We start from the raw sequence: 18,970 nt of genomic DNA, 5'->3' as shown, positions 1-18,970 counted from the left end.
TCATGAGTATTGAAATCCGCAACATCAAAAAAGAATTTGGCAGATTCACCGCACTGGGGGATGTCAGCCTCGACGTGCCCAGCGGTGAGCTGGTCGCCCTGCTAGGCCCGTCCGGATGCGGAAAAACCACACTGCTACGCATCATTGCCGGGCTGGAATCCCCTGATTCCGGCAGTATCCACTTTCATGGCGAGGAAGCCACGGATCGCGATGTGCGTGAACGCCAGGTCGGCTTTGTCTTCCAGCACTACGCCCTGTTCCGCCACATGACCGTGTTTGAAAATGTCGCGTTTGGTTTGCGTGTCAGATCGAAAAAGACTCGTCCTAGCGAGGCCGAAATTCACCGCCGCGTGCATCAGCTGCTAAGCTTGGTGCAACTGGACTGGCTGGCTGACCGCTACCCGCCACAACTTTCAGGCGGCCAACGCCAGCGTATTGCACTGGCACGCGCACTGGCGGTAGAACCCAAGGTATTGCTCCTGGACGAACCTTTTGGCGCACTGGATGCAAAAGTACGCAAGGACTTGCGCCGTTGGCTGCGCCGCCTGCATGACGAATTGCACATCACCAGCGTGTTCGTCACCCACGACCAGGAAGAAGCCCTGGAAGTCGCTGACCGTATCGTCGTCATGAACCAGGGAAAGATTGAGCAAATAGGTTCGCCGCAAGATGTATACGACAACCCAGCTTCGCCGTTTGTCTACAAGTTCCTCGGCAACGTCAACCAGTTCCATAGCCGCGTCAACCAAGGCCAGGCCCATATTGGCGACATCACCCTCAGCCTCAATGACCACCATGGAGTACAGGACAGCGACGCCCTTGCCTATGTGCGCCCGCATGACATCGACATCTTCACCGAGCAAAACGGCCACCCGACCTTGCATGCTGTCGTCAGCTATATTCATGCAGCCGGCCCGTTGGTAAGGCTCGAGCTGCAACCCGTGAACGATGCCGACATTATCGAAGCCGAAATCACACGCGAGCGTTTCCGTGAACTTGCCCTGAACCAAGGCAGCCATGTCTATCTCAAACCACGCAGCGTGCAGGTGTTCCTGGAAACGAAATAACAGACCTAACGCAAGCCTAGTCAGGCCAACCTGACCACAGGAGGCCAGTGTGATGTTTGCATCACACTGGCCTTTTTTATTTGGACTCTAGTAAGGAGAAAGACACCATGAAGAAAGCACAAGACTTCACATATACAGGGTTGGCAATTTTACTCATGGCCTTGTGGGCTGCAGATAATGCATATGCGACTGATGGTTATTTTTCCCATGGATATGGGGTAAGGGCACAAGGCGCAGGTGGTGTCGGCATTGCCCTGCCGCAAGACAGCCTGGTAGCGGCCAGCAATCCAGCCGGCTTATCACTTGTCGGCGACCGGCTGGATATAGGGGCTTCGTGGTTCCGCCCCCAACGCGAAGCTGAAATCGAAAACAGCCCAGCCCCCTCAGCGAATGGCAAATATTCCGGCGATGAACGCGAACACTTTATCATTCCAGAAATCGGTTACAGCAAACGCGTCAGCGACGTAACGACCGCAGGCATCAGCGTCTATGGCAACGGCGGCATGAACACCTCTTATGACCGTGCCATTCCCCTGCTGGGCAATACGCGTGCCGGAGTCGACTTGATCCAGGTATTCGTTAAACCGACATTATCATGGCAATTAAGCCCCACGCAATACGTCGGCCTCGGGCTCAATATTGCCTATCAACGTTTCGAAGCCAAAGGCTTGCAGAATTTTGATGCCCCTGGATTCTCCCAGGCACCTGGAAACGTCACCAACCGTGGCCATGACTCATCCTATGGTGTAGGGCTACACCTGGGTTGGCTTGGTCAATTTTTTGATGAACGCCTCACTCTTGGCGCAAGCTACCAAAGCAAGATATCCACGACACGCTTTGACAAATATCGCGGCCTGTTTGCTGAGGATGGAGATTTCGATATCCCCGAAAATTACGGCGTTGGCGTGGCATTCAAGATCAACCCATCATGGACAATTGCCAGCGACATCCAACGCATCCGCTACAGCAACGTAGACTCAATCGGAAATTCGCTCAGCAAGTTCGCCGTAGAAGGAAACGCCTTAGGCTCTGACCAAGGTCCAGGATTTGGCTGGCGTGATGTCACCGTATATAAACTGGGCACCGTGTTTGCTGTGAATAGCCAACTCACATTACGCGCCGGCTACAACCATACAACGCAACCAATCCCACGTGGTGAAACCTTGTTCAACATCCTGGCTCCCGCTGTAGTACAAGATCACCTGACCTTGGGTGCCTCCTGGAAACTCGCCAATAATGACGAAATTTCATTCAGCTACGTCCATGCTTTTGAAAACAAGGTAAATGGCAACAACTCCATCCCTGCTGCATTTGGCGGAGGAGACGTGAACCTTAAAATGCACCAAGATACTCTCGGGATTGCTTACAGTTGGATCCTATAGCACCACACTGCCATCCTTCATATCTGGAACCTGGGAGCTATGGCATCGCTCCCTCTCTCACCCCGGATGACTTACAATTATTTTCCCAATTAATGGCAACTAGAGCATGTTGTAGCTCCCTCTCTCACCCCGGATGACTTACAATTCAGGCGGGCATGAATGGCAATGCTAATCGGTTGTAGCTCCCTCTCTCACCCCGGATGACTTACAATAATGTTGTTGCGTAATACCGCAGGAATCGCGTTGTAGCTCCCTCTCTCACCCCGGATGACTTACAATCAGTTTAAGCGGCTGCCTTCTCCCGCTCCTGTTGTAGCTCCCTCTCTCACCCCGGATGACTTACAATGTAGGTGCTCGGGTGCAATACCATCCCCACGTTGTAGCTCCCTCTCTCACCCCGGATGACTTACAATCTAAAGGGTTAATGGAGCTACCACGCCAAAGTTGTAGCTCCCTCTCTCACCCCGGATGACTTACAATTACTAGGTATCCACTAAGGACAAAGGTGAAGTTGTAGCTCCCTCTCTCACCCCGGATGACTTACAATCTATGGACTGATCTACAGAAGCAGTAGAGAGTTGTAGCTCCCTCTCTCACCCCGGATGACTTACAATGGTTTCCCGGGATTGAGCGAGCATTTGAAGGTTGTAGCTCCCTCTCTCACCCCGGATGACTTACAATCCATCGTAGTCAATGAGTATCATACCACTCGTTGTAGCTCCCTCTCTCACCCCGGATGACTTACAATGCGCATCACGCACGGCATCCTGGTCGTCGGGTTGTAGCTCCCTCTCTCACCCCGGATGACTTACAATTATCAGACGCGGTGTTAGTGCTGGGATACGGTTGTAGCTCCCTCTCTCACCCCGGATGACTTACAATTTATGTCTTCACCTCTCACGAGGCGCAGGAGTTGTAGCTCCCTCTCTCACCCCGGATGACTTACAATCTGCTCTTGAGAACTACCTGCGAGGATTCGGTTGTAGCTCCCTCTCTCACCCCGGATGACTTACAATCGTTAGGACTATCATGGCAACTACATTAGAGTTGTAGCTCCCTCTCTCACCCCGGATGACTTACAATTGCTGACGTTATCGATACTGCCCTGTACAGGTTGTAGCTCCCTCTCTCACCCCGGATGACTTACAATTTCTTGCAGCTTGCGAGGGTCGTCAATACGGTTGTAGCTCCCTCTCTCACCCCGGATGACTTACAATTACCGAGGTAGTAGGTAATCCGTATGCAGTGTTGTAGCTCCCTCTCTCACCCCGGATGACTTACAATCAGGCATAATGCCTAGTAAATCAGATGTAGGTTGTAGCTCCCTCTCTCACCCCGGATGACTTACAATACTCTATTGAGTGGGTCTTGCCACCTTGCTGTTGTAGCTCCCTCTCTCACCCCGGATGACTTACAATAGTGTCATGATATCCCTCAGCGTTGGATTGGTTGTAGCTCCCTCTCTCACCCCGGATGACTTACAATAGGCTCTCACCTAAGCCCCACCCAGCAAAACTGGGCGGGGCTTTTTATTTTCAAAAGGCTGTTAAAACAAAATCATTTGACTGGCCTTGATCGCTTTTTCCTGAAAAAGCGGCAGACCAACCAGCAGCTTCATGCTGGCATATTGTTTCTCTGTCACGGTTAATACGCGGACAGAGCCATCAGGGGGAAGATTGGATACTAGGCGCTGCATATGTTTTGCTTCTGCATCTCGCCCATTCAAAATACGACCATATACAGAAAACTGAATCATATCAAAGCCGTCATTTAGCAAATAACGGCGAAACACGGTATAAGCCCTGCGCTCGGCTTTAGTCACTACAGGCAGATCAAAAAACACGAGCATGCGCATATATCGTCGTGTCTCCCCGCTCATGACTTACATTTCAAAGACATGCTGGCGCAAGCCTATTAGAGTAGGCAACTCCAAGGCACTTTCATTAGCTCCATCAAACAATCGCACTAAAGACTCAGTTGCTTGCTCGATGCTAGAAAGTACGCTCATATTGCCACGTGGCATTTGTACATCCACATTGAGTAACCCTACCAGCGCCACTTTATCAGTGGGCGTTAAATCAGCCTCTGGCAGCGCATGAGGATTAATGTTCTGGAATACGTGCAAATCCACCAAAGCACGATAAGGCTCAATGAGATCATCAGCTAGGTTGAAAGCATTTTGCTCGCTGCGATGAAACAGCCCAATATTGGGCTGAAAACCATGTGCCACCAGTGCGCGCGTGACAGCACCCCGAATAATCGCATAACCATAATCCAGTGCTGCATTTATCCAGCAATCTTTAGCGCGATGAAAACCAGCACCAAATATCTGAGGAAAGTAATAGCTACTGGCCTGCGCTTCCATATTTTCAGAATCGCCTGATCGCACACGGTTAGCGTAAGACTCAAGGCGCTCAACATCACCTCGCTTGAGAAGCTTCAAGCATTTCGCCTGATTTCTGATTTTGACTTTTACAATCTCCGCCCAGGCTCGCTTAGCTTGCGGCCTATCAATACTTAACTGAAACCGCATCATGCGCGTGGCACGACTATGGCTTAGAAATGGCAGAAACACGCCATTGGGCTGATGATTATCGCCAGTAGAATAAAGCCCGATACCATATTCACCACAAGCAGATAGAACAGGATGTGTAATCGTAATCTCACGGTTATTGAGCACGATCACTGCTATATCTTCAAATGGTATTCGGGCAGATTGTTGTTGCTCAATCACGAGCGAAAAATGCTCGCGTTTGAGCTTGGCAGGCTGGGAGATAACAACGCTACGCCAGACCACGTCGCTCTTCTTTCAATACGGGGTATATATTACCGAGGACATCAACATTGAACTTTTCAATTGATAATGCAGTTTTAACACCTATACCTTCAATAATCCCACCTTTACCTATTTCTTGATTTCGATCGTGCGACCAGATATTGAGATTTCCAGTACCTCGATGACAACTACTGTAATATCCACTAACTGGAGATTTTCCTTTTTGTGAAATCTTAACAAAGTCATTCGGATACAGCGAAAAACAAAATGCAAAACTCTCATCAATCAGAGTCCACTCATCCTCATCTTTAAATGCCACAATTGCCCGGCTAGGTAAGTGCTTTGCAACAGCATGATGCACATACACAGGCACCAAGTGAAATTTATTGGCTTTGGTAAATACATCTACTCGCAGCATGGTGTCATTTTTAGCAACACCATGACGAATAGAGATACCAGACAATTTATCAATCACCATCGTGACAGTACGCACTATGGGGCCAATCGAACCGTCGTTCATGGGTTTGCGAGGTAATGCTCGTAGGCGTTCAATTTCAGCCTTTTCATCTACGGTGAGGGCTCGCTTTTCTTTACCGCGCCCAGCGCCAGCTTCTATCTCTTTCGCACGTTTTTCACGGTCGTCTTTGCCTTGCAGCCAAATAGCGATGGCAGCGTAGAGTTTTTCGTTGCGATGCGGATCTATGAGCTTACAATTCACACGCTCGCCATCAATCACCTCACCAAGATCTTTGAGAGACATGCTAGCCACAGCCACTTTCTGTGTCACGCTCCCTGTCTTTTTCAGGCGCTCAGTCTGGCCATAAATAGTTTCCTTATGGGCTGCCCCACTGTTACGCCGCTGCGGAGCACGCGAGACAAACAAGGGCTTAACACTATCCAACTCCTCCTCTGAGTAAGTGCCCAGATTCGCCAATTCGGCTTTCATCAATGGCAAATCATCCACCAACCGTCTTGCCTCCAGCTCCCGCCTGAAATGTGGCCAAGGGTCTGGAAAGTGTTCTTTCAACTGTCGATCCATTGCAATGTTGGCGACTTCACCTGTTGTCACATCAATAAAACCTTCACTAACTTTTTCCAATTCTTTGCGGCGTGAATAATCAGACAAGCGCTTCACCATGCCATGGCTGCAAGCCGCCACCACGGCCGCATCCAATGCATGATGGCGATCGCTATCGGTTCGCACTTTGGTTAGCCCCCATCGCGCGCGCAAAAAGGCTGTCATTTGCCCACTCAGGACTATGCATCGCTTGGATTCACTCGTTTCAGCCAACCGCAGAAACTGCTCGACATAGTTTTTGAAAAAACGGCAAATATATCGGGTGTCGTTGAGATTACGATCACGAAACTCAGCAGACTCTTTTTCACCAAATTCCTTACGCAACAACCGACTGCGCTTGGCTTGGCGATAAGCTTTATTGGTATTCACAGACACTTCAAATTGATGCCAGCGCTCACTGTTATTTTTGCCATCAAGATATTCGTAAGGCGTCAGATTGCCTTTGTTGCGGTTTTCTCTTGCCAATACCAGCACGCGATTATTTTTGCTGTCATCAAAACTGCGAGAATATGGCAGAGCATGATCAATTTCCACATAGCCCATTTCAAACAGCCTATGTATATCTAGCGGTTCTCGTGAGTAAGCACATTTGCATTCCTGCTCCTCATACAACTGCCATTTCTCAAAATCACGACCTTTTAAGTCACCCGCAGTATTAAATGTTTCATTAAATTTATCGCGGGAAATTTTATTGCGATCCCTGAACTCTTCCTGTGCATCCTTTATTTTGCGGCGCTCATCAAAAGGCCTGGATAAGTCTCGCGCCATCTCAATATTAACCTGGTGTGGAGACCCATACTTTTTAATCAGGGCGTTCATCACCTTGCGTGCCTGATTCAATGCACGAAGCACCACCGGATTACGCGGAACATCAATATTTTCATTGCAAATCAGCTTGCCTGTTTTATCGCGGGCACTATAAAACGGCGGCAGATAGTGTAGTTTTTCATCGTCTGGCTTGACGAGTTGACTGTGGTGATATCCTGCCTTGATGCAGGCTTCGTCATAACGCAAGCCACGCTCCATATGCGGAACAATATTGCGTAAGGCTTTGAGAGATAAATTACTGAACTTATCAAATCGTATGTTTTGTAAGACATCAACCATATTGGTTTTACTAGGCAAACTCAGCGCTTTCAACTCACGCTCAACTTCGTCGTCATCTTTATAGATACTTAATACCCATGCAATTTGATCCAGCAAACTAGCATCACCAGACATGGCAGCGTTAACCATGCCTTGCCATTCAGTTTCCAAACCTGCCTCTTTCAATGCTTTGCGCAGCTCTTGAAAAGCGGGGATTTTTACCAACGTGGCAGATTCTGGATCTTTGGCTTTGCCATCCTTTACCTGATTCTGACTCGGATAGCTTAATCCAGTGAAGCGTACAGCTTCTGACCAGAAGCCTTGCTTCACCAGCGCAGCTTTGAGTTGTTTGTAGCTAAGATCACTTGCCTGGTTGTATGGCAGCGGCAAAACAAATTGTCGCTCTTCCTGACTGAGCGGGCGGGTAACACCATCCATCACCACGCGCAAATTGTTGAGTCGCGTCAGCCAGACATGGCGCTCGGCGGAAAAGCTGGCTTTGGGTGCACGGTATTCGTCTTTCTCGCCGGTCATTTTCTTTCGCTCAAAAGTACAATAGCCCAACATTTCAAGCAACTTTTCACCAGACAAAGCAGGCTTCTGCGCCCAAAACAATCCCGTTTTTCGATCTAGCAATTTGCTTTCTAACTCAAGGCTAGCATGGGGATTATTAAATGCCCGCTGGACAGCAAACAGCGTGGAGAACTCCTCGCTCAATAGAGAACGGCTCAAGGCTTTGCTGTATTCGCCCTGTTTATTCCGTTGTGCTTGCGGAAACTCCGCCAGCACCATCTCAGCAGCGGTACGATAGCCTTTTTCTTTCATCAACCTGGCGGTTGCGGCAAGCCCCTGCTTCACCTTGCCGCCCTCACCCGAGGTATCTGCCTCGGCTTTTTTCTCTTCGGCCTTACTCACCCAGTGAAAACCACGGTGCTTGCATAAGTGATAAATGACACGTGCCCACTCCTCTGCATTCAGTGGACGATCCAATGCCTGTTTACGCAGCTCCCATAATGAAAAAGTAAAAGGATGCTCAGGCTTGAATATCGTGACATCGTTAATTAAGCCATGCCTTTTCAGGAGGCGTGCCACTTTAGTTAATCGCCATGCTCTACGTCGTAAACGACGACGCATCAAGCGTGCAGTGCGTCTTGCTAGATTAAGGGATTCGCCTTCTTTCGCCGTCTCGGCTTTATCAAAAGCCCGTACTCCCAAATCCACAATCCGCCGTTCATTCAAGACGGCCCAGCCAACAGAGGCAATGCCAATATCAAAACCAAAGGTCAATTGGCCGAAATTTTTATTGTTGTTCACGATGAATTCCCCTATCATTTCCGCTGTTGTAGTCATCCGGGGTGAGAGCCGTTGCTACAATAAGAACTTAATTGTTCGTATCCGCCCGGCGTAGCAATACGCCGGGCTTTCTATTTTTAATCATGAATATAACCAAAATCATCCACGTTGCATACTCATCCTGAACAATGACGGATGAACCTATAAAGGCGACATACGATATAATTCCTACATTCTGATACCCAACTAGATGCTCAGGCTCTACCTCTAATGATCAAAAAACTGCTGCAACGCGTTTTTACATCCTCAAAAAAACCCGCCCCTTCCAATAAAGCCGCTTCTCCGGGCAAAACCGCACGCATTTCTGCCAAGGTGCATGGTATTGACCGCAAGCTCATCAGCAACGCGGCGATCAAGACCACTGAAGGCTTGCAGAAGGCAGGGTTCGAGGCCTTTATTGTGGGTGGCGCGGTGCGTGACCTTTTGCTCAAGCAACGTCCCAAGGATTTTGACGTAGCGACCAATGCCACGCCTGAGCAGGTGAACCGTATTTTCCGCCGCTCGCGCATTATTGGGCGGCGTTTCCGCCTGGTGCATGTGATGTTCGGTGATGAGACCATTGAGGTCTCCACTTTCCGTGGCAGCCACTTGAATGAAACTGGGGACTCCAAGGTCGCCGACAGCGGCCGTATCTTGCGCGACAACGTATTCGGCAACCAGGAAGAGGATGCCGTGCGCCGTGACTTTACTGCCAATGCGCTCTATTACGACCCGGCCAGCGAGGAAGTACTGGACTTTCACCATGGGGTAGCCGACCTTCAGGCGGGGGTATTGCGCATGATCGGCGACCCGTTGACGCGCTACCGTGAAGACCCGGTGCGCATGCTGCGCGCGGTGCGGCTTTCTGCCAAGCTTGGCCTTAAGATTGCGCCTGATACGGAAAAGCCAATATCCGAGCTTGCTGATTTATTGCACGACGTGCCGCCTTCGCGCCTGTTTGACGAGATGCTCAAGCTGTTCCTCTCGGGCCATGCCCTGGAAAGCGCAAGCGCCTTGCGTCAGCATGGCCTGCATCATGGCTTGCTGCCGCTGCTGGATGTAGTGCTGGAACAACCAATGGGCGAGCGTTTCGTCAAGCTTGCCCTTAGGAACACCGATGAACGCGTACTGGCGGACAAACCTGTTTCTCCGGGTTTCCTGTTTGCCACCCTGCTCTGGCATGAGGTGCTGCTGGCCTGGAAAAAGTACGAGCAGCAAGGCAACAAGCCTATTCCGGCATTGCATATGGCAATGGATGAAGTCTGTGACCTGCAGGCCGAGAAAATGGCGATTCACAAACGCTTCAGCGCCACCATGCGCGAAATCTGGGGTTTGCAGCCACGCTTTGAAATCCGCGCGGGTAGACGCCCCTACAGCTTGCTGGAAAACCCACGCTACCGTGCTGCTTACGACTTTCTGCTATTGCGCTGCGAATCAGGTGAACTGCCCGCCGAAATCGGCCAGTGGTGGACGGAATTTGCCAATGCGGATGGCGAAAGACGCCAGGCCATGCTGCTGCCTGACACCACGCCTCGCAAACGCAAGCGTCGCCGCAGCCCGAAGAAACCTTCACCGACCTCCGAATAAATGACGCACCGTGCTTTTATAGCCCTGGGCAGCAACCTGCGTGACCCTGCCGATGAGGTTACCCGTGCTTTTGCAGAACTAAATACATTGGCGGATACCCGGCTGATCCGCCGCTCCTCGCTGTACCGCACAGCACCGGTGGGCTACGATAACCAGCCGGATTTCATCAATGCCGTTGCCGAGGTTGAAACCAGCCTGAGTCCGCTTGCGCTTTTGCGCGCGATCCTGCACCTGGAAAACCTGCATGGGCGCGAGCGCCCCTTCCCCAATGCGCCGCGCGTGCTCGACCTTGACCTGCTGCTGTATGATCAGTTGTCCGTCAACTCGGTTGAACTGACCCTGCCGCACCCACGCATGCATGAGCGCGGATTTGTCCTGTTGCCCTTGGCAGAAATTGCCCCGGACCTGGAAATTCCAGGCCATGGCCTGGTTGCCAACCTCGCGCAACACTGTATAGACCAGGGCGTTGTTTTACTGGAAGAACCCAGCGCATGAGTATTTTTGACCGTTTTCACTACATCGTCATTGAAGGCCCGATCGGCAGCGGCAAGACCACGCTGGCGCGCAAGCTGGCCGACTTGTTTCCCGTCAACCTGCTGCTGGAAAACGCCGGCGCCAACCCTTTCCTGCCCAAGTTTTACCAAGATGCGCCGCGCTATGCCCTGCCCACGCAGATGTTCTTTTTGTTCCAGCGTGTGGAGCAGATCCGAGACCTCAGCCAGCGCGATATGTTCAACCATGCGACAATTGCCGACTTTTTCCTGGAAAAAGATCCGCTGTTTGCGCAAATGAACCTCAATGATGAGGAATATGCGCTCTATCGCCAGATGTACAAGCACTTGCATGTGCAGGTGCCTACTCCCGATCTCGTGATCTACCTGCAGTCCTCCGTGGATACGCTGCATGAACGGGTGAATCAGCGCGGCACTGCTTATGAACAGGAAATTCCGCGCGAATACCTTGCGCGGCTCTCGGATGCGTACAGCAATTTCTTCCACCAGTATGATGGCGCGCCGGTACTTATCGTCAATAATGAAAAACTCGACATCACGGAAAAAGACGCCGCAATGAATATGCTGCTGGAACGCATCATGCAGATCCGCAGCCGCCGCGAGTTCTTCAACCCCAACCTGGAATAGGAGCCTGCTCAATATGAACCTCCTGGCATTGCAGCAGATGAAGGCACAGGGCGAAAAAATCGCCGTGCTGACCAGTTATGACGCCAGCTTTGCCGCGCTATCCGACAAGGCAGGCGTGGAAGTGTTGCTGGTGGGCGATTCGCTGGGCATGACGATTCAGGGCCACAGCAGCACGCTGCCAGTATCTTTGCGAGATATGGAATACCACACCCGATGTGTCGCCAATGGCGCTAAAAATGCCTTTATCGTCACCGATATGCCATTCGGCAGCTATCAAAAAACCCCGGAACAGGCATTCGAGAATGCGGCCCTGCTCATGGCAGCCGGTGCGCAAATGGTGAAAATCGAAGGCGGCGCCATCATGCTGGATACCGTGCGCTTTCTGGTAGAGCGTGGCATTCCCGTTTGCGGCCATTTGGGGCTCACGCCGCAATCCGTACACCAGCTTGGCGGTTATCGCGTGCAGGCCAAGGATGAAGCCACAGCCCGCCGATTGCTTGAGGACGCAAAAGCCCTGGCGCAGGCAGGCTCAGGCATGCTGGTGCTGGAAATGGTGCCCGCCGCTCTCGCAGCGGCTGTGAGCCAGGCCGTCCACATCCCTGTCATCGGCATTGGCGCCGGCAAATATTGTGACGGCCAGGTGTTGGTGGTGCAGGACATGCTGGGCATTTATGCAGGCAAGTCACCGCGCTTCGTGCGCAACTTCATGCAAGGCGCCGCCAACATAGAACAGGCAATTACCGACTATGTCGCCGCAGTCAAGGCACAAACCTTCCCGGCAGTTGAGCACAGCTTCGAGTAGGAATATGGCACTGGAAACCATCTCTGACATCGCCAGCCTGCGCGCGCGCCTGGCACAGGAAAACTATATTGCGTTCGTGCCCACCATGGGCAACCTGCATGCCGGACATATCCACCTGGTGAAGCTGGCACGTGAGAAAGGACAATGCGTAGTAGCCAGCATCTTCGTCAACCCACTGCAATTTGGTGCCAATGAAGACCTGGCCAGCTACCCGCGCACGCTAGAGGCAGACTGCGAAAAACTGGACGCGGCAGGCGCGGATATTGTCTTCACGCCATCCGCCAGCGAAATATACCCTGCCGAGCAAACCATGCGCATCAGCGCTCCGCCGATTGCCAACGAGCTTTGCGGCGCAGCCCGGCCCGGCCATTTCGATGGCGTGGCAACTGTGGTCATGAAGCTCTTCAATATCGTGCGGCCTAGTGTTGCCGTCTTCGGCAAAAAGGATTTCCAGCAACTGTTCATCATTCGCGAACTAGTGCGCCAGTTCAACCTGCCCATTGAGATTGTGGCAGGTGAAACCCAGCGTGAAGCAAGTGGACTGGCCTTAAGCTCGCGCAATGGCTATCTCAATGCCAGTCAGAGACTCGAAGCCCAGCGCCTCTACCGCACATTGCAACTGATTGTAGAGAATGTGCAGAAAGGCAACCGCGATTACTCCGCGATTGAAACGCAAAGCAGCCAATACCTCACCCAGCTTGGCTGGATTGTCGACTATATTTCTATTCGCTCTGCAGCCACGCTGGCGCCTGCCACACCACAGGATAGTGACCTGGTCGCCCTCGCGGCAGCCAGGCAAGGCAGAACCCGGCTCATCGACAACATCGAGTTCAGCATCAGCGCATAACTCCGGCATTTGTGAATGGCAAGCATTCTCGACTAGAATATGCAATTGTCATTCAACCATCGCGCAAAACCAGCCTGCTGCCTCGATCCCATGCAAGAGTCATCCACTTCACCGCCCTCGCTGATTGCCTCTCTCACCCGTCATTATGACGACTTGGTGGATTACGTCCGGCGGCGCTTTGGCTGCAAATTGTTTGCGCGTGAGATCGTGCATGACGTCTGTGTTCACCTTCTGGAAAAACCAGCAATCGAAGCCAGGCAGCCGATTGCCCTGCTCAAGCGCATCTCGCACAACATGGCCGTCAATGAATGCCGCTCAGAGAACGTGCGCAAGCGCTTGATCGAATCCATGGCCGAGTTGCCGGACAACGCCAGCATTCCCGATCATGCTGCTACTCTGGATGCCCAGCGCGAAGTGCAACTGCTCGCCCAAGCCATCGAAAACCTGCCGCCGCGCTGCAAACAGGTGTTCATCATGCACAAGGTTCATGGCTTGCCCCAATCCGAAGTTGCCGCGCAACTCGGCATTTCCGTCAAAATGGTGGAGCGCCACACCCGGCTGGGCCTGGCTGCCTGCAAAAAGCAACTTGGACGCGACTGAAGCCATGAAGCAGCGGACATCGTCTTCCGACAAGGACAAAGCCAACGCGGAAGATGTCATTAAGCAGCACCGCGAAACGCTGAAAGAGCTTTTCCCGCTGCCGGAACTCAAAAAACCGCGCAAGAAAAAAACCGCCACGAATGCAACGTTGTTTGTCGCGCTTGTTGCCGCTGGCGTGCTCTGGCTGGACCCGGCTTACAGGAGCGAGCAACATGCCACCGTCATCGGGCAGCGTGGCGAAATTGCGCTGGCGGACGGCAGCAAGCTCACGCTCAACACCGATACGCAACTTGAGGTTTCCTGGCACCTGCGCTCGCGCCGGCTTGCATTGCACCAAGGCCAGGCATTGTTCAATGTATCCAAGGCCACGTACCGACCATTCATAGTGGCGGCGGGCACAGCAAACATTAAGGTAGTTGGCACTGTGTTCGATGTCTACCGCCATCCCGGCCATGTCACCATCACCGTGGAAGAAGGCAAGGTGCAGGTCACGAGCAAGTCGGCCAGCGGCTATATGCGCAGCATACTCACCGCCAACCAGCAGATCACCATGTCGGCAGACGGCGCCTTGCAACCCGCACATGACATTAACCCTGTTAGCAGCTTCGCCTGGCGCGACGGTAAACTGGTGTTCGAGCAAACACCACTCAGCCAGGCCATCGCGGAAATCCAGCGCTACCGCCGTGAGCCTATCCGCCTGCAATCCGCGGCGCTGGGCAAACTCCGGTTCTCCGGCGTATTCGCCATCGACAATAGCGACAAGCTACTGCAACTGCTGCCGGATATCCTGCCGGTCAAGGTAACGCAGCAAAAAGATGGCAGTTTGCTGATTAGCGAAAAATAATCAAAAAAATTCTCATTCCCAGGTTGGGGCAAGTCTCCTGCCAAACGGCTAACTCCCTGTAGGTCATTAAAATCGTTTTACAGAAGGGGAGTTTTACCGTGTCACATCACCACTCACTCAAGCAGGCTGCCATCGCCGTCGGCCTGCTATTGGCCACATACGTCCATGCAGATACAGGCAAGCTGTCATTCGACATCCCGGCAGAACCGCTGGAACAAGCCGTTAACCGCATCGCCAAGCAAGCAAATGTGCAAGTACTGCTTGCCAGCCGCCTGGTTAACGGCAAGACCAGCCCAGTCCTCAAGGGCGAATACACCGCCCGCGAAGCGCTGGAGAAACTGCTGGCAGGCTCTGGCCTGACCATCCAGGACAAGGGAGACAACAGCTTCATCATCACGGCCGAGCCACAGAAAGACTCACGCTTACCCGAGGTCAATGTAACAGTAAGCAAAGATAATACTAATAATAACCTGACAGAAAACACCGGCTTATATACCGTGCAACAGGCCACAGTAGGTGGCAAAATGGGAGAGTCGCTCAGGGAAACTCCGCGATCAATTTCAGTGATCACTCGGCAGCAGTTGGATGACCAGCGTATGCTGAATTTCTATGACGCTATCATCCAATTACCCGGAGTCACCAGCTCAGTCGGCACATTAAATCGAGAGGAAAATCAGTTCTTCTCACGCGGCAACCGCTTGGATAACATTATGGCTGATGGACTGAGCATTTCTACGCGCAGCATGACCGACGGGGATGCGCGAGGGGGTGGCACCAACACTGGGATGGCCAAATTTGACAGTGTGCAGTTGCTGAGAGGCCCAGATGCATTGTTCTCCGGCAATGGACAACCTTCCGGCAGCATCAATCTGGTTCGTAAGCACCCTACAAATGAACTGCAGATTAAGACCGCACTATCGGGCGGCTCCTGGAATAACTATGCGGGCGAATTCGACCTGAGTAGTCCGTTGACCGAAACAGGAAATATTCGCGGACGCCTCGTAGCAGCACGCAACACAAGTGATCATTTCTATGAGAGCGCCAATAGTCGCAAAACTATGGTCTACGGCATTGTCGATGCCGATTTAACCCCCAACACTTTGCTCAGCGTTGGCGCTAGCAAGGATACTTCACATGGCGCTCCAGATTTACCTCCTGGATTTCCACGCTACACCACCGGTGAGGCATTGAAGATCAGCCGCAGCACAGGCTATCCCAGCTGGGCAAAACGCGATCTAGATACTGAAAACTATTTCGCCACGTTAGAACAAAAATTAGGAGATAACTGGAAATTGAAAACAGGCATTTCTGATACTAAGAACGATGGGGAGAGCTGGGTTCCTTATTACAATGGAGCAGTCGACCCCAGCACACTACTGAGCAAAGCCTCATCAGGTCATGTTTCCTGGAAAAGCGAGGTTCAGGCATTTGATATAAACCTGACTGGCATATTCTCACTCTTTGAACGTCAACATAAACTTGCCATTGGTTTTGATCAAAGCAAAGCGAAACAACACAGCTTGGTTTATACAGCCCCTACAGGAATTGCTGTCACTCGAGATATCAGTTATTCAGATTTTGATGAAGACAATATAGTGTCTTATAACTATGTACCTTCGTGGGAAAACGCAAGCAAATACCAGCAATCTGGGTTGTATGCATACGGACAATTTGAACTCATTAAAGATATAAAACTTATATTGGGTGGCCGCTATGCTAGCTTTAAAGCTTGGAGTAATGGCTTTAATTATGATCTAACTCATCGAGCTGCTTATGACAAGGTTCAGGACACTAGTGGGATTTTCACACCTTATTACGCACTGATGTGGAATCTAACAACGGAGTGGACTAGTTACATTTCAATGACAGAGAGCTATGAAGATCAAAGTCGATATTTCAATGCATCACAACAGGCGCTGAATCCTACCACTGGACGTAGTTGGGAAATTGGACTCAAGGGGGAACACTTTAATGGACACTTGAATTCCAGTGTTGCTATCTATCGCAGCCTTAGAAAGAACTACGCAGTCTATCTTAATGGCGATCCCAGCTTTTCTCTACCAGGCCGCAACTGTTGCTATGCCGGAGATGGCAAGTTTTTATCTCAAGGCCTAGAACTTGAGATAAGCGGGGCATTGACTCATAACTGGCAGATCAATGCTGGCTATACCTACGATGACAATACAACAGAATATGGAACTGATGCTGGCAATCGATATGCCAGCTACACACCGAAACACATGTTGAAATTGTGGAGCAGCTATCAACTGAGTGGCTCCCTGTCCTCACTTCGAGTGGGAGGTGGCGTCCAAGCGCAATCTAGTTCGTATCGTAGTGGCTCAGTCAATACGTGGAATCCTACAGGCGGATTATCAGGCACAGGTGCCTTTGATGGGCCAACAGTACCCTATGACTTCATGGCATCAGGCAGAGCCATCTGGAATGCATTTGCTGAGTATAAGTTCGATGAACATTGGGCTGCAGCATTAAATATTAACAACGCTTTCGACAAACGCTATCACCAAACGGTATATGACACGAATGGCAATAACTTTTATGGTGTGCCACGCAGCATGATGCTGACACTGCGTGGGACTTTCTAGAGCAATTTACCTCGATTAACAACCAAGACGTGCCCAAGCCTCTACAATCTGGCGTACCGCAATCGCATTAAAGGAACCAGCATGTTACGCAAAAGCTTTCTGTTAATCGTCATTTCCGCCATGCTGCTTGGCGGCTGCTGTGGCTTCGGCCCGCATGGCGGCCCTGGCGGAGGCCCGGGTAACTCCGAGCGAGGACAGGGCGGCGACAGACCGGCGCCTGGACGTTGAGCGACTAGTCACAAAGAAAAAGCCGGCAGTTGCCGGCTTTTTCCCATTGGTTATTCAGTAGAGTTTTGTTGCAATTAATGGTAATCCGATTCCCTCTGATGTCGCACGGCAAGGATAGTCACGATTTCACCGGGCTCAATCTCGAATAGCGCCACGTAGCCGGATGAACCGAAAGAGATGATCAATTCACGCAAGTAAGGATTTTCGGCAGTTACCTTACGACAGTTGAATGGAAACCGCTTCAGCGATTCAACTGCCAGCGCAATACTTTCCAACGCACGCTCTGCGGGACCAATGTCATGTGGACTGCACTCGATGAGGTGGTCATATAGGCGCAATAGGTCGATCTCAGCCTCTTCAGTAAAACGGACGCTATAACTCATTTCCCGCCGTGCTGGTCCTTTGCGGACTGCAAACGTGCCTGCAGTTTGCCAAGCACAGTGTCAGCATCCACATAACGGCCAGCCTGGCGGGCATTGTCACGGGATGCGAGGCCTCGAGCCAGAAATTCGATATTGGCCTTGCGCAGGGCAACCTGGCTGCGCACGGCGTTTTCCATGAATTGCGACAAGGTTTCGCCTTCGAGCAGGACACTTTCGGTTTCCTGGCGCAATTGCGGGTCAACCCGCAGAGAGGGAAAAGATGCGGTTTTCATTCCAGCCCTTTGCGTTGCAATTGCGATGCATCATAACATGAGCAATTTATAAAGGCTACCCGGCTCTATCAAAGCCAGCAAAATCCTGACACTCGTCATTATCCCTTGCTGAAAGTATCGCAGGCTTCCACCTTCCCGCCTTTATAACCTGTATTAAACCATTGCATACGCTGCGCACTGCTGCCATGGGTGAAGCTTTCCGGCACCACGTAACCCTGCCCGCGCTTTTGCAGATTGTCATCGCCAATCTGCGCGGCCGCGTTCAACGCGGATTCGATATCCCCGGTTTCCATGATGCGGTACTGTGCGTCGGCATGGTGCGCCCATACGCCCGCCAGGCAATCGGCCTGCAGCTCCTGCAATACGGAAAGCCGGTTGGCCTCCGCTTCGCTGGCGCGGGCGCGCAATTGATCCACCTTGGGAAGCACGCCAAGCAGGTTCTGCACGTGGTGCCCCACCTCGTGCGCGATCACGTAGGCCCGCGCGAACTCACCCGGCGCGCCGAGCTGCCTTTCCAGCGTTTCATAGAAGCCGAGGTCGATATAGACGGTATTGTCCAGGGAGCAATAGAACGGCCCCATGGCGCTCTGCCCTACGCCGCAACCGGTCTGCGTGGTGTTGGTGCCGCCGCCGAACAGCACCAGCCTGGGTTCCTGGTAGGTCCGGTCCGCTTCGCTGAACAGCTTGCCCCACACGTCCTCGGTGTTCGCCAGCACCGCGGACACAAACATGGCTTGCCTATCGTCTGCGGGCGGCGCCGTGCCCTGTTGCGTTGCCGGCGCATTGGCGCGGTCGAGCAAGCCGAGGATAGTCAGCGGATTCACGCCGAATATCCAGCTAGCCACCAGCGCCACAAGCACGGCGCCCAGGCCGAGGCCGCCCTTGCCGCCGCGCCCGCGCCTGTCTTCCACGTTGCCCGAACGCCTTAATCCATCCCATTTCAT

General features: G+C 52.0%; 17 protein-coding genes and 1 CRISPR repeat array. Of the genes, 11 read left to right on the top strand and 6 right to left on the bottom strand.

The features are described from left to right. The first annotated feature begins 2 nt into the window (after positions 1-2). Both LG198_RS11670 and LG198_RS11665 read left to right on the top strand, forming a co-directional pair. A complete protein-coding gene (locus tag LG198_RS11670; protein ID WP_230343359.1) occupies positions 3-1,067 on the top strand; it encodes a sulfate/molybdate ABC transporter ATP-binding protein in 1,065 nt (354 codons plus the stop codon). Positions 1,068-1,174: 107 nt separating this feature from the next. Further along, on the top strand, positions 1,175-2,449 hold the full coding sequence (locus LG198_RS11665) for an OmpP1/FadL family transporter (RefSeq protein WP_230343358.1): 1,275 nt from the start codon (positions 1,175-1,177) through the stop codon (positions 2,447-2,449). A gap of 41 nt (positions 2,450-2,490) precedes the next feature. Beyond that, a CRISPR array of direct repeats spans positions 2,491-3,934; the repeat unit is 37 nt; unit sequence GTTGTAGCTCCCTCTCTCACCCCGGATGACTTACAAT. A gap of 61 nt (positions 3,935-3,995) precedes the next feature. Here the strand turns inward: LG198_RS11665 and cas2 are convergent. From cas2 to cas9, 3 genes are read right to left on the bottom strand one after another with little or no spacing between them, the layout of a single operon-like run. Next, a complete protein-coding gene (gene cas2 / locus LG198_RS11660; RefSeq protein ID WP_230343357.1) occupies positions 3,996-4,328 on the bottom strand; it encodes a CRISPR-associated endonuclease Cas2 in 333 nt (110 codons plus the stop codon). Positions 4,329-4,331: 3 nt separating this feature from the next. Further along, positions 4,332-5,246: a type II CRISPR-associated endonuclease Cas1 gene (cas1, locus tag LG198_RS11655; RefSeq protein ID WP_230343356.1), complete on the bottom strand. Its 915-nt coding sequence runs from the start codon at positions 5,244-5,246 to the stop codon at positions 4,332-4,334. Next, positions 5,233-8,703, bottom strand: a complete 3,471-nt coding sequence (gene cas9 / locus LG198_RS11650; RefSeq protein ID WP_230343355.1) for a type II CRISPR RNA-guided endonuclease Cas9 — start codon at positions 8,701-8,703, stop codon at positions 5,233-5,235. Before cas9 ends, cas1 begins: the two co-directional genes overlap by 14 nt. A gap of 249 nt (positions 8,704-8,952) precedes the next feature. Here cas9 and pcnB point away from each other — a divergent pair, with 249 nt between their 5' ends. The 9 genes from pcnB (at position 8,953) to LG198_RS11605 (ending at position 17,371) form a co-directional block, all read left to right on the top strand. After that, positions 8,953-10,308 (top strand): polynucleotide adenylyltransferase PcnB, encoded by a 1,356-nt coding sequence (pcnB, locus tag LG198_RS11645; RefSeq protein ID WP_230343354.1) that lies wholly within the window; start codon positions 8,953-8,955, stop codon positions 10,306-10,308. After that, positions 10,309-10,803 carry a 2-amino-4-hydroxy-6-hydroxymethyldihydropteridine diphosphokinase gene (folK, locus tag LG198_RS11640; protein WP_230343353.1) on the top strand — a complete coding sequence of 165 codons (495 nt, stop codon included), beginning with the start codon at positions 10,309-10,311 and terminating at the stop codon, positions 10,801-10,803. After that, positions 10,800-11,447: a deoxynucleoside kinase gene (locus tag LG198_RS11635; RefSeq protein WP_230343352.1), complete on the top strand. Its 648-nt coding sequence runs from the start codon at positions 10,800-10,802 to the stop codon at positions 11,445-11,447. Before folK ends, LG198_RS11635 begins: the two co-directional genes overlap by 4 nt. Before the next feature lie 13 nt (positions 11,448-11,460). Further along, a complete protein-coding gene (gene panB, locus LG198_RS11630; protein ID WP_230343351.1) occupies positions 11,461-12,249 on the top strand; it encodes a 3-methyl-2-oxobutanoate hydroxymethyltransferase in 789 nt (262 codons plus the stop codon). Between the two features lie 4 nt (positions 12,250-12,253). Then, positions 12,254-13,096, top strand: coding sequence for a pantoate--beta-alanine ligase (gene panC, locus LG198_RS11625; protein ID WP_230343350.1), 843 nt, complete (start codon positions 12,254-12,256; stop codon positions 13,094-13,096). Between the two features lie 90 nt (positions 13,097-13,186). After that, on the top strand, positions 13,187-13,696 hold the full coding sequence (locus LG198_RS11620; RefSeq protein ID WP_230343349.1) for an RNA polymerase sigma factor: 510 nt from the start codon (positions 13,187-13,189) through the stop codon (positions 13,694-13,696). Further along, positions 13,683-14,540: a FecR family protein gene (locus tag LG198_RS11615; RefSeq protein ID WP_230343348.1), complete on the top strand. Its 858-nt coding sequence runs from the start codon at positions 13,683-13,685 to the stop codon at positions 14,538-14,540. Before LG198_RS11620 ends, LG198_RS11615 begins: the two co-directional genes overlap by 14 nt. Before the next feature lie 98 nt (positions 14,541-14,638). Next, the gene (locus LG198_RS11610) at positions 14,639-17,143 is read left to right on the top strand and encodes a TonB-dependent siderophore receptor (RefSeq protein WP_230343347.1); all 2,505 of its coding nucleotides are present in this window, start codon (positions 14,639-14,641) and stop codon (positions 17,141-17,143) included. 81 nt (positions 17,144-17,224) lie between these two features. Next, complete coding sequence (locus tag LG198_RS11605; RefSeq protein ID WP_230343346.1) at positions 17,225-17,371, top strand: hypothetical protein; 147 nt, start codon at positions 17,225-17,227, stop codon at positions 17,369-17,371. A 74-nt stretch (positions 17,372-17,445) separates the two neighbouring features. Here LG198_RS11605 and LG198_RS11600 read toward each other — a convergent pair whose 3' ends face one another. The 3 genes from LG198_RS11600 to ypfJ all read right to left on the bottom strand — a co-directional run bounded on the left by LG198_RS11600 (position 17,446) and on the right by ypfJ (position 18,970). Beyond that, positions 17,446-17,754, bottom strand: a complete 309-nt coding sequence (locus LG198_RS11600; RefSeq protein ID WP_230343345.1) for a type II toxin-antitoxin system RelE/ParE family toxin — start codon at positions 17,752-17,754, stop codon at positions 17,446-17,448. Beyond that, positions 17,751-18,026, bottom strand: coding sequence for a YlcI/YnfO family protein (locus tag LG198_RS11595; protein WP_230343344.1), 276 nt, complete (start codon positions 18,024-18,026; stop codon positions 17,751-17,753). Before LG198_RS11595 ends, LG198_RS11600 begins: the two co-directional genes overlap by 4 nt. A 98-nt stretch (positions 18,027-18,124) precedes the next feature. Then, complete coding sequence (gene ypfJ, locus LG198_RS11590) at positions 18,125-18,970, bottom strand: KPN_02809 family neutral zinc metallopeptidase (protein WP_230343343.1); 846 nt, start codon at positions 18,968-18,970, stop codon at positions 18,125-18,127.

The sequence above is a fragment of the Methylobacillus arboreus genome (assembly GCF_020532725.1).
Classification (GTDB): Bacteria; Pseudomonadota; Gammaproteobacteria; order Burkholderiales; family Methylophilaceae; genus Methylobacillus; species Methylobacillus arboreus.
This window is presented reverse-complemented; position numbering and strand designations above follow the sequence as displayed.

Bases quoted from the DNA above. Each gene is read 5' to 3' on its own strand.
- LG198_RS11665 (WP_230343358.1), top strand. From the start codon at position 1,175: ATGAAGAAAGCACAAGACTTCACATATACAGGGTTGGCAATTTTACTC.
- LG198_RS11595 (WP_230343344.1), bottom strand. From the start codon at position 18,026: ATGAAAACCGCATCTTTTCCCTCTCTGCGGGTTGACCCGCAATTGCGC.
- LG198_RS11635 (WP_230343352.1), top strand. From the start codon at position 10,800: ATGAGTATTTTTGACCGTTTTCACTACATCGTCATTGAAGGCCCGATC.
- panB (WP_230343351.1), top strand. From the start codon at position 11,461: ATGAACCTCCTGGCATTGCAGCAGATGAAGGCACAGGGCGAAAAAATC.
- LG198_RS11670 (WP_230343359.1), top strand. From the start codon at position 3: ATGAGTATTGAAATCCGCAACATCAAAAAAGAATTTGGCAGATTCACC.
- cas2 (WP_230343357.1), bottom strand. From the start codon at position 4,328: ATGAGCGGGGAGACACGACGATATATGCGCATGCTCGTGTTTTTTGAT.
- LG198_RS11600 (WP_230343345.1), bottom strand. From the start codon at position 17,754: ATGAGTTATAGCGTCCGTTTTACTGAAGAGGCTGAGATCGACCTATTG.
- panC (WP_230343350.1), top strand. From the start codon at position 12,254: ATGGCACTGGAAACCATCTCTGACATCGCCAGCCTGCGCGCGCGCCTG.
- pcnB (WP_230343354.1), top strand. From the start codon at position 8,953: ATGATCAAAAAACTGCTGCAACGCGTTTTTACATCCTCAAAAAAACCC.
- ypfJ (WP_230343343.1), bottom strand. From the start codon at position 18,970: ATGAAATGGGATGGATTAAGGCGTTCGGGCAACGTGGAAGACAGGCGC.
- LG198_RS11620 (WP_230343349.1), top strand. From the start codon at position 13,187: ATGCAAGAGTCATCCACTTCACCGCCCTCGCTGATTGCCTCTCTCACC.
- folK (WP_230343353.1), top strand. From the start codon at position 10,309: ATGACGCACCGTGCTTTTATAGCCCTGGGCAGCAACCTGCGTGACCCT.
- LG198_RS11605 (WP_230343346.1), top strand. From the start codon at position 17,225: ATGTTACGCAAAAGCTTTCTGTTAATCGTCATTTCCGCCATGCTGCTT.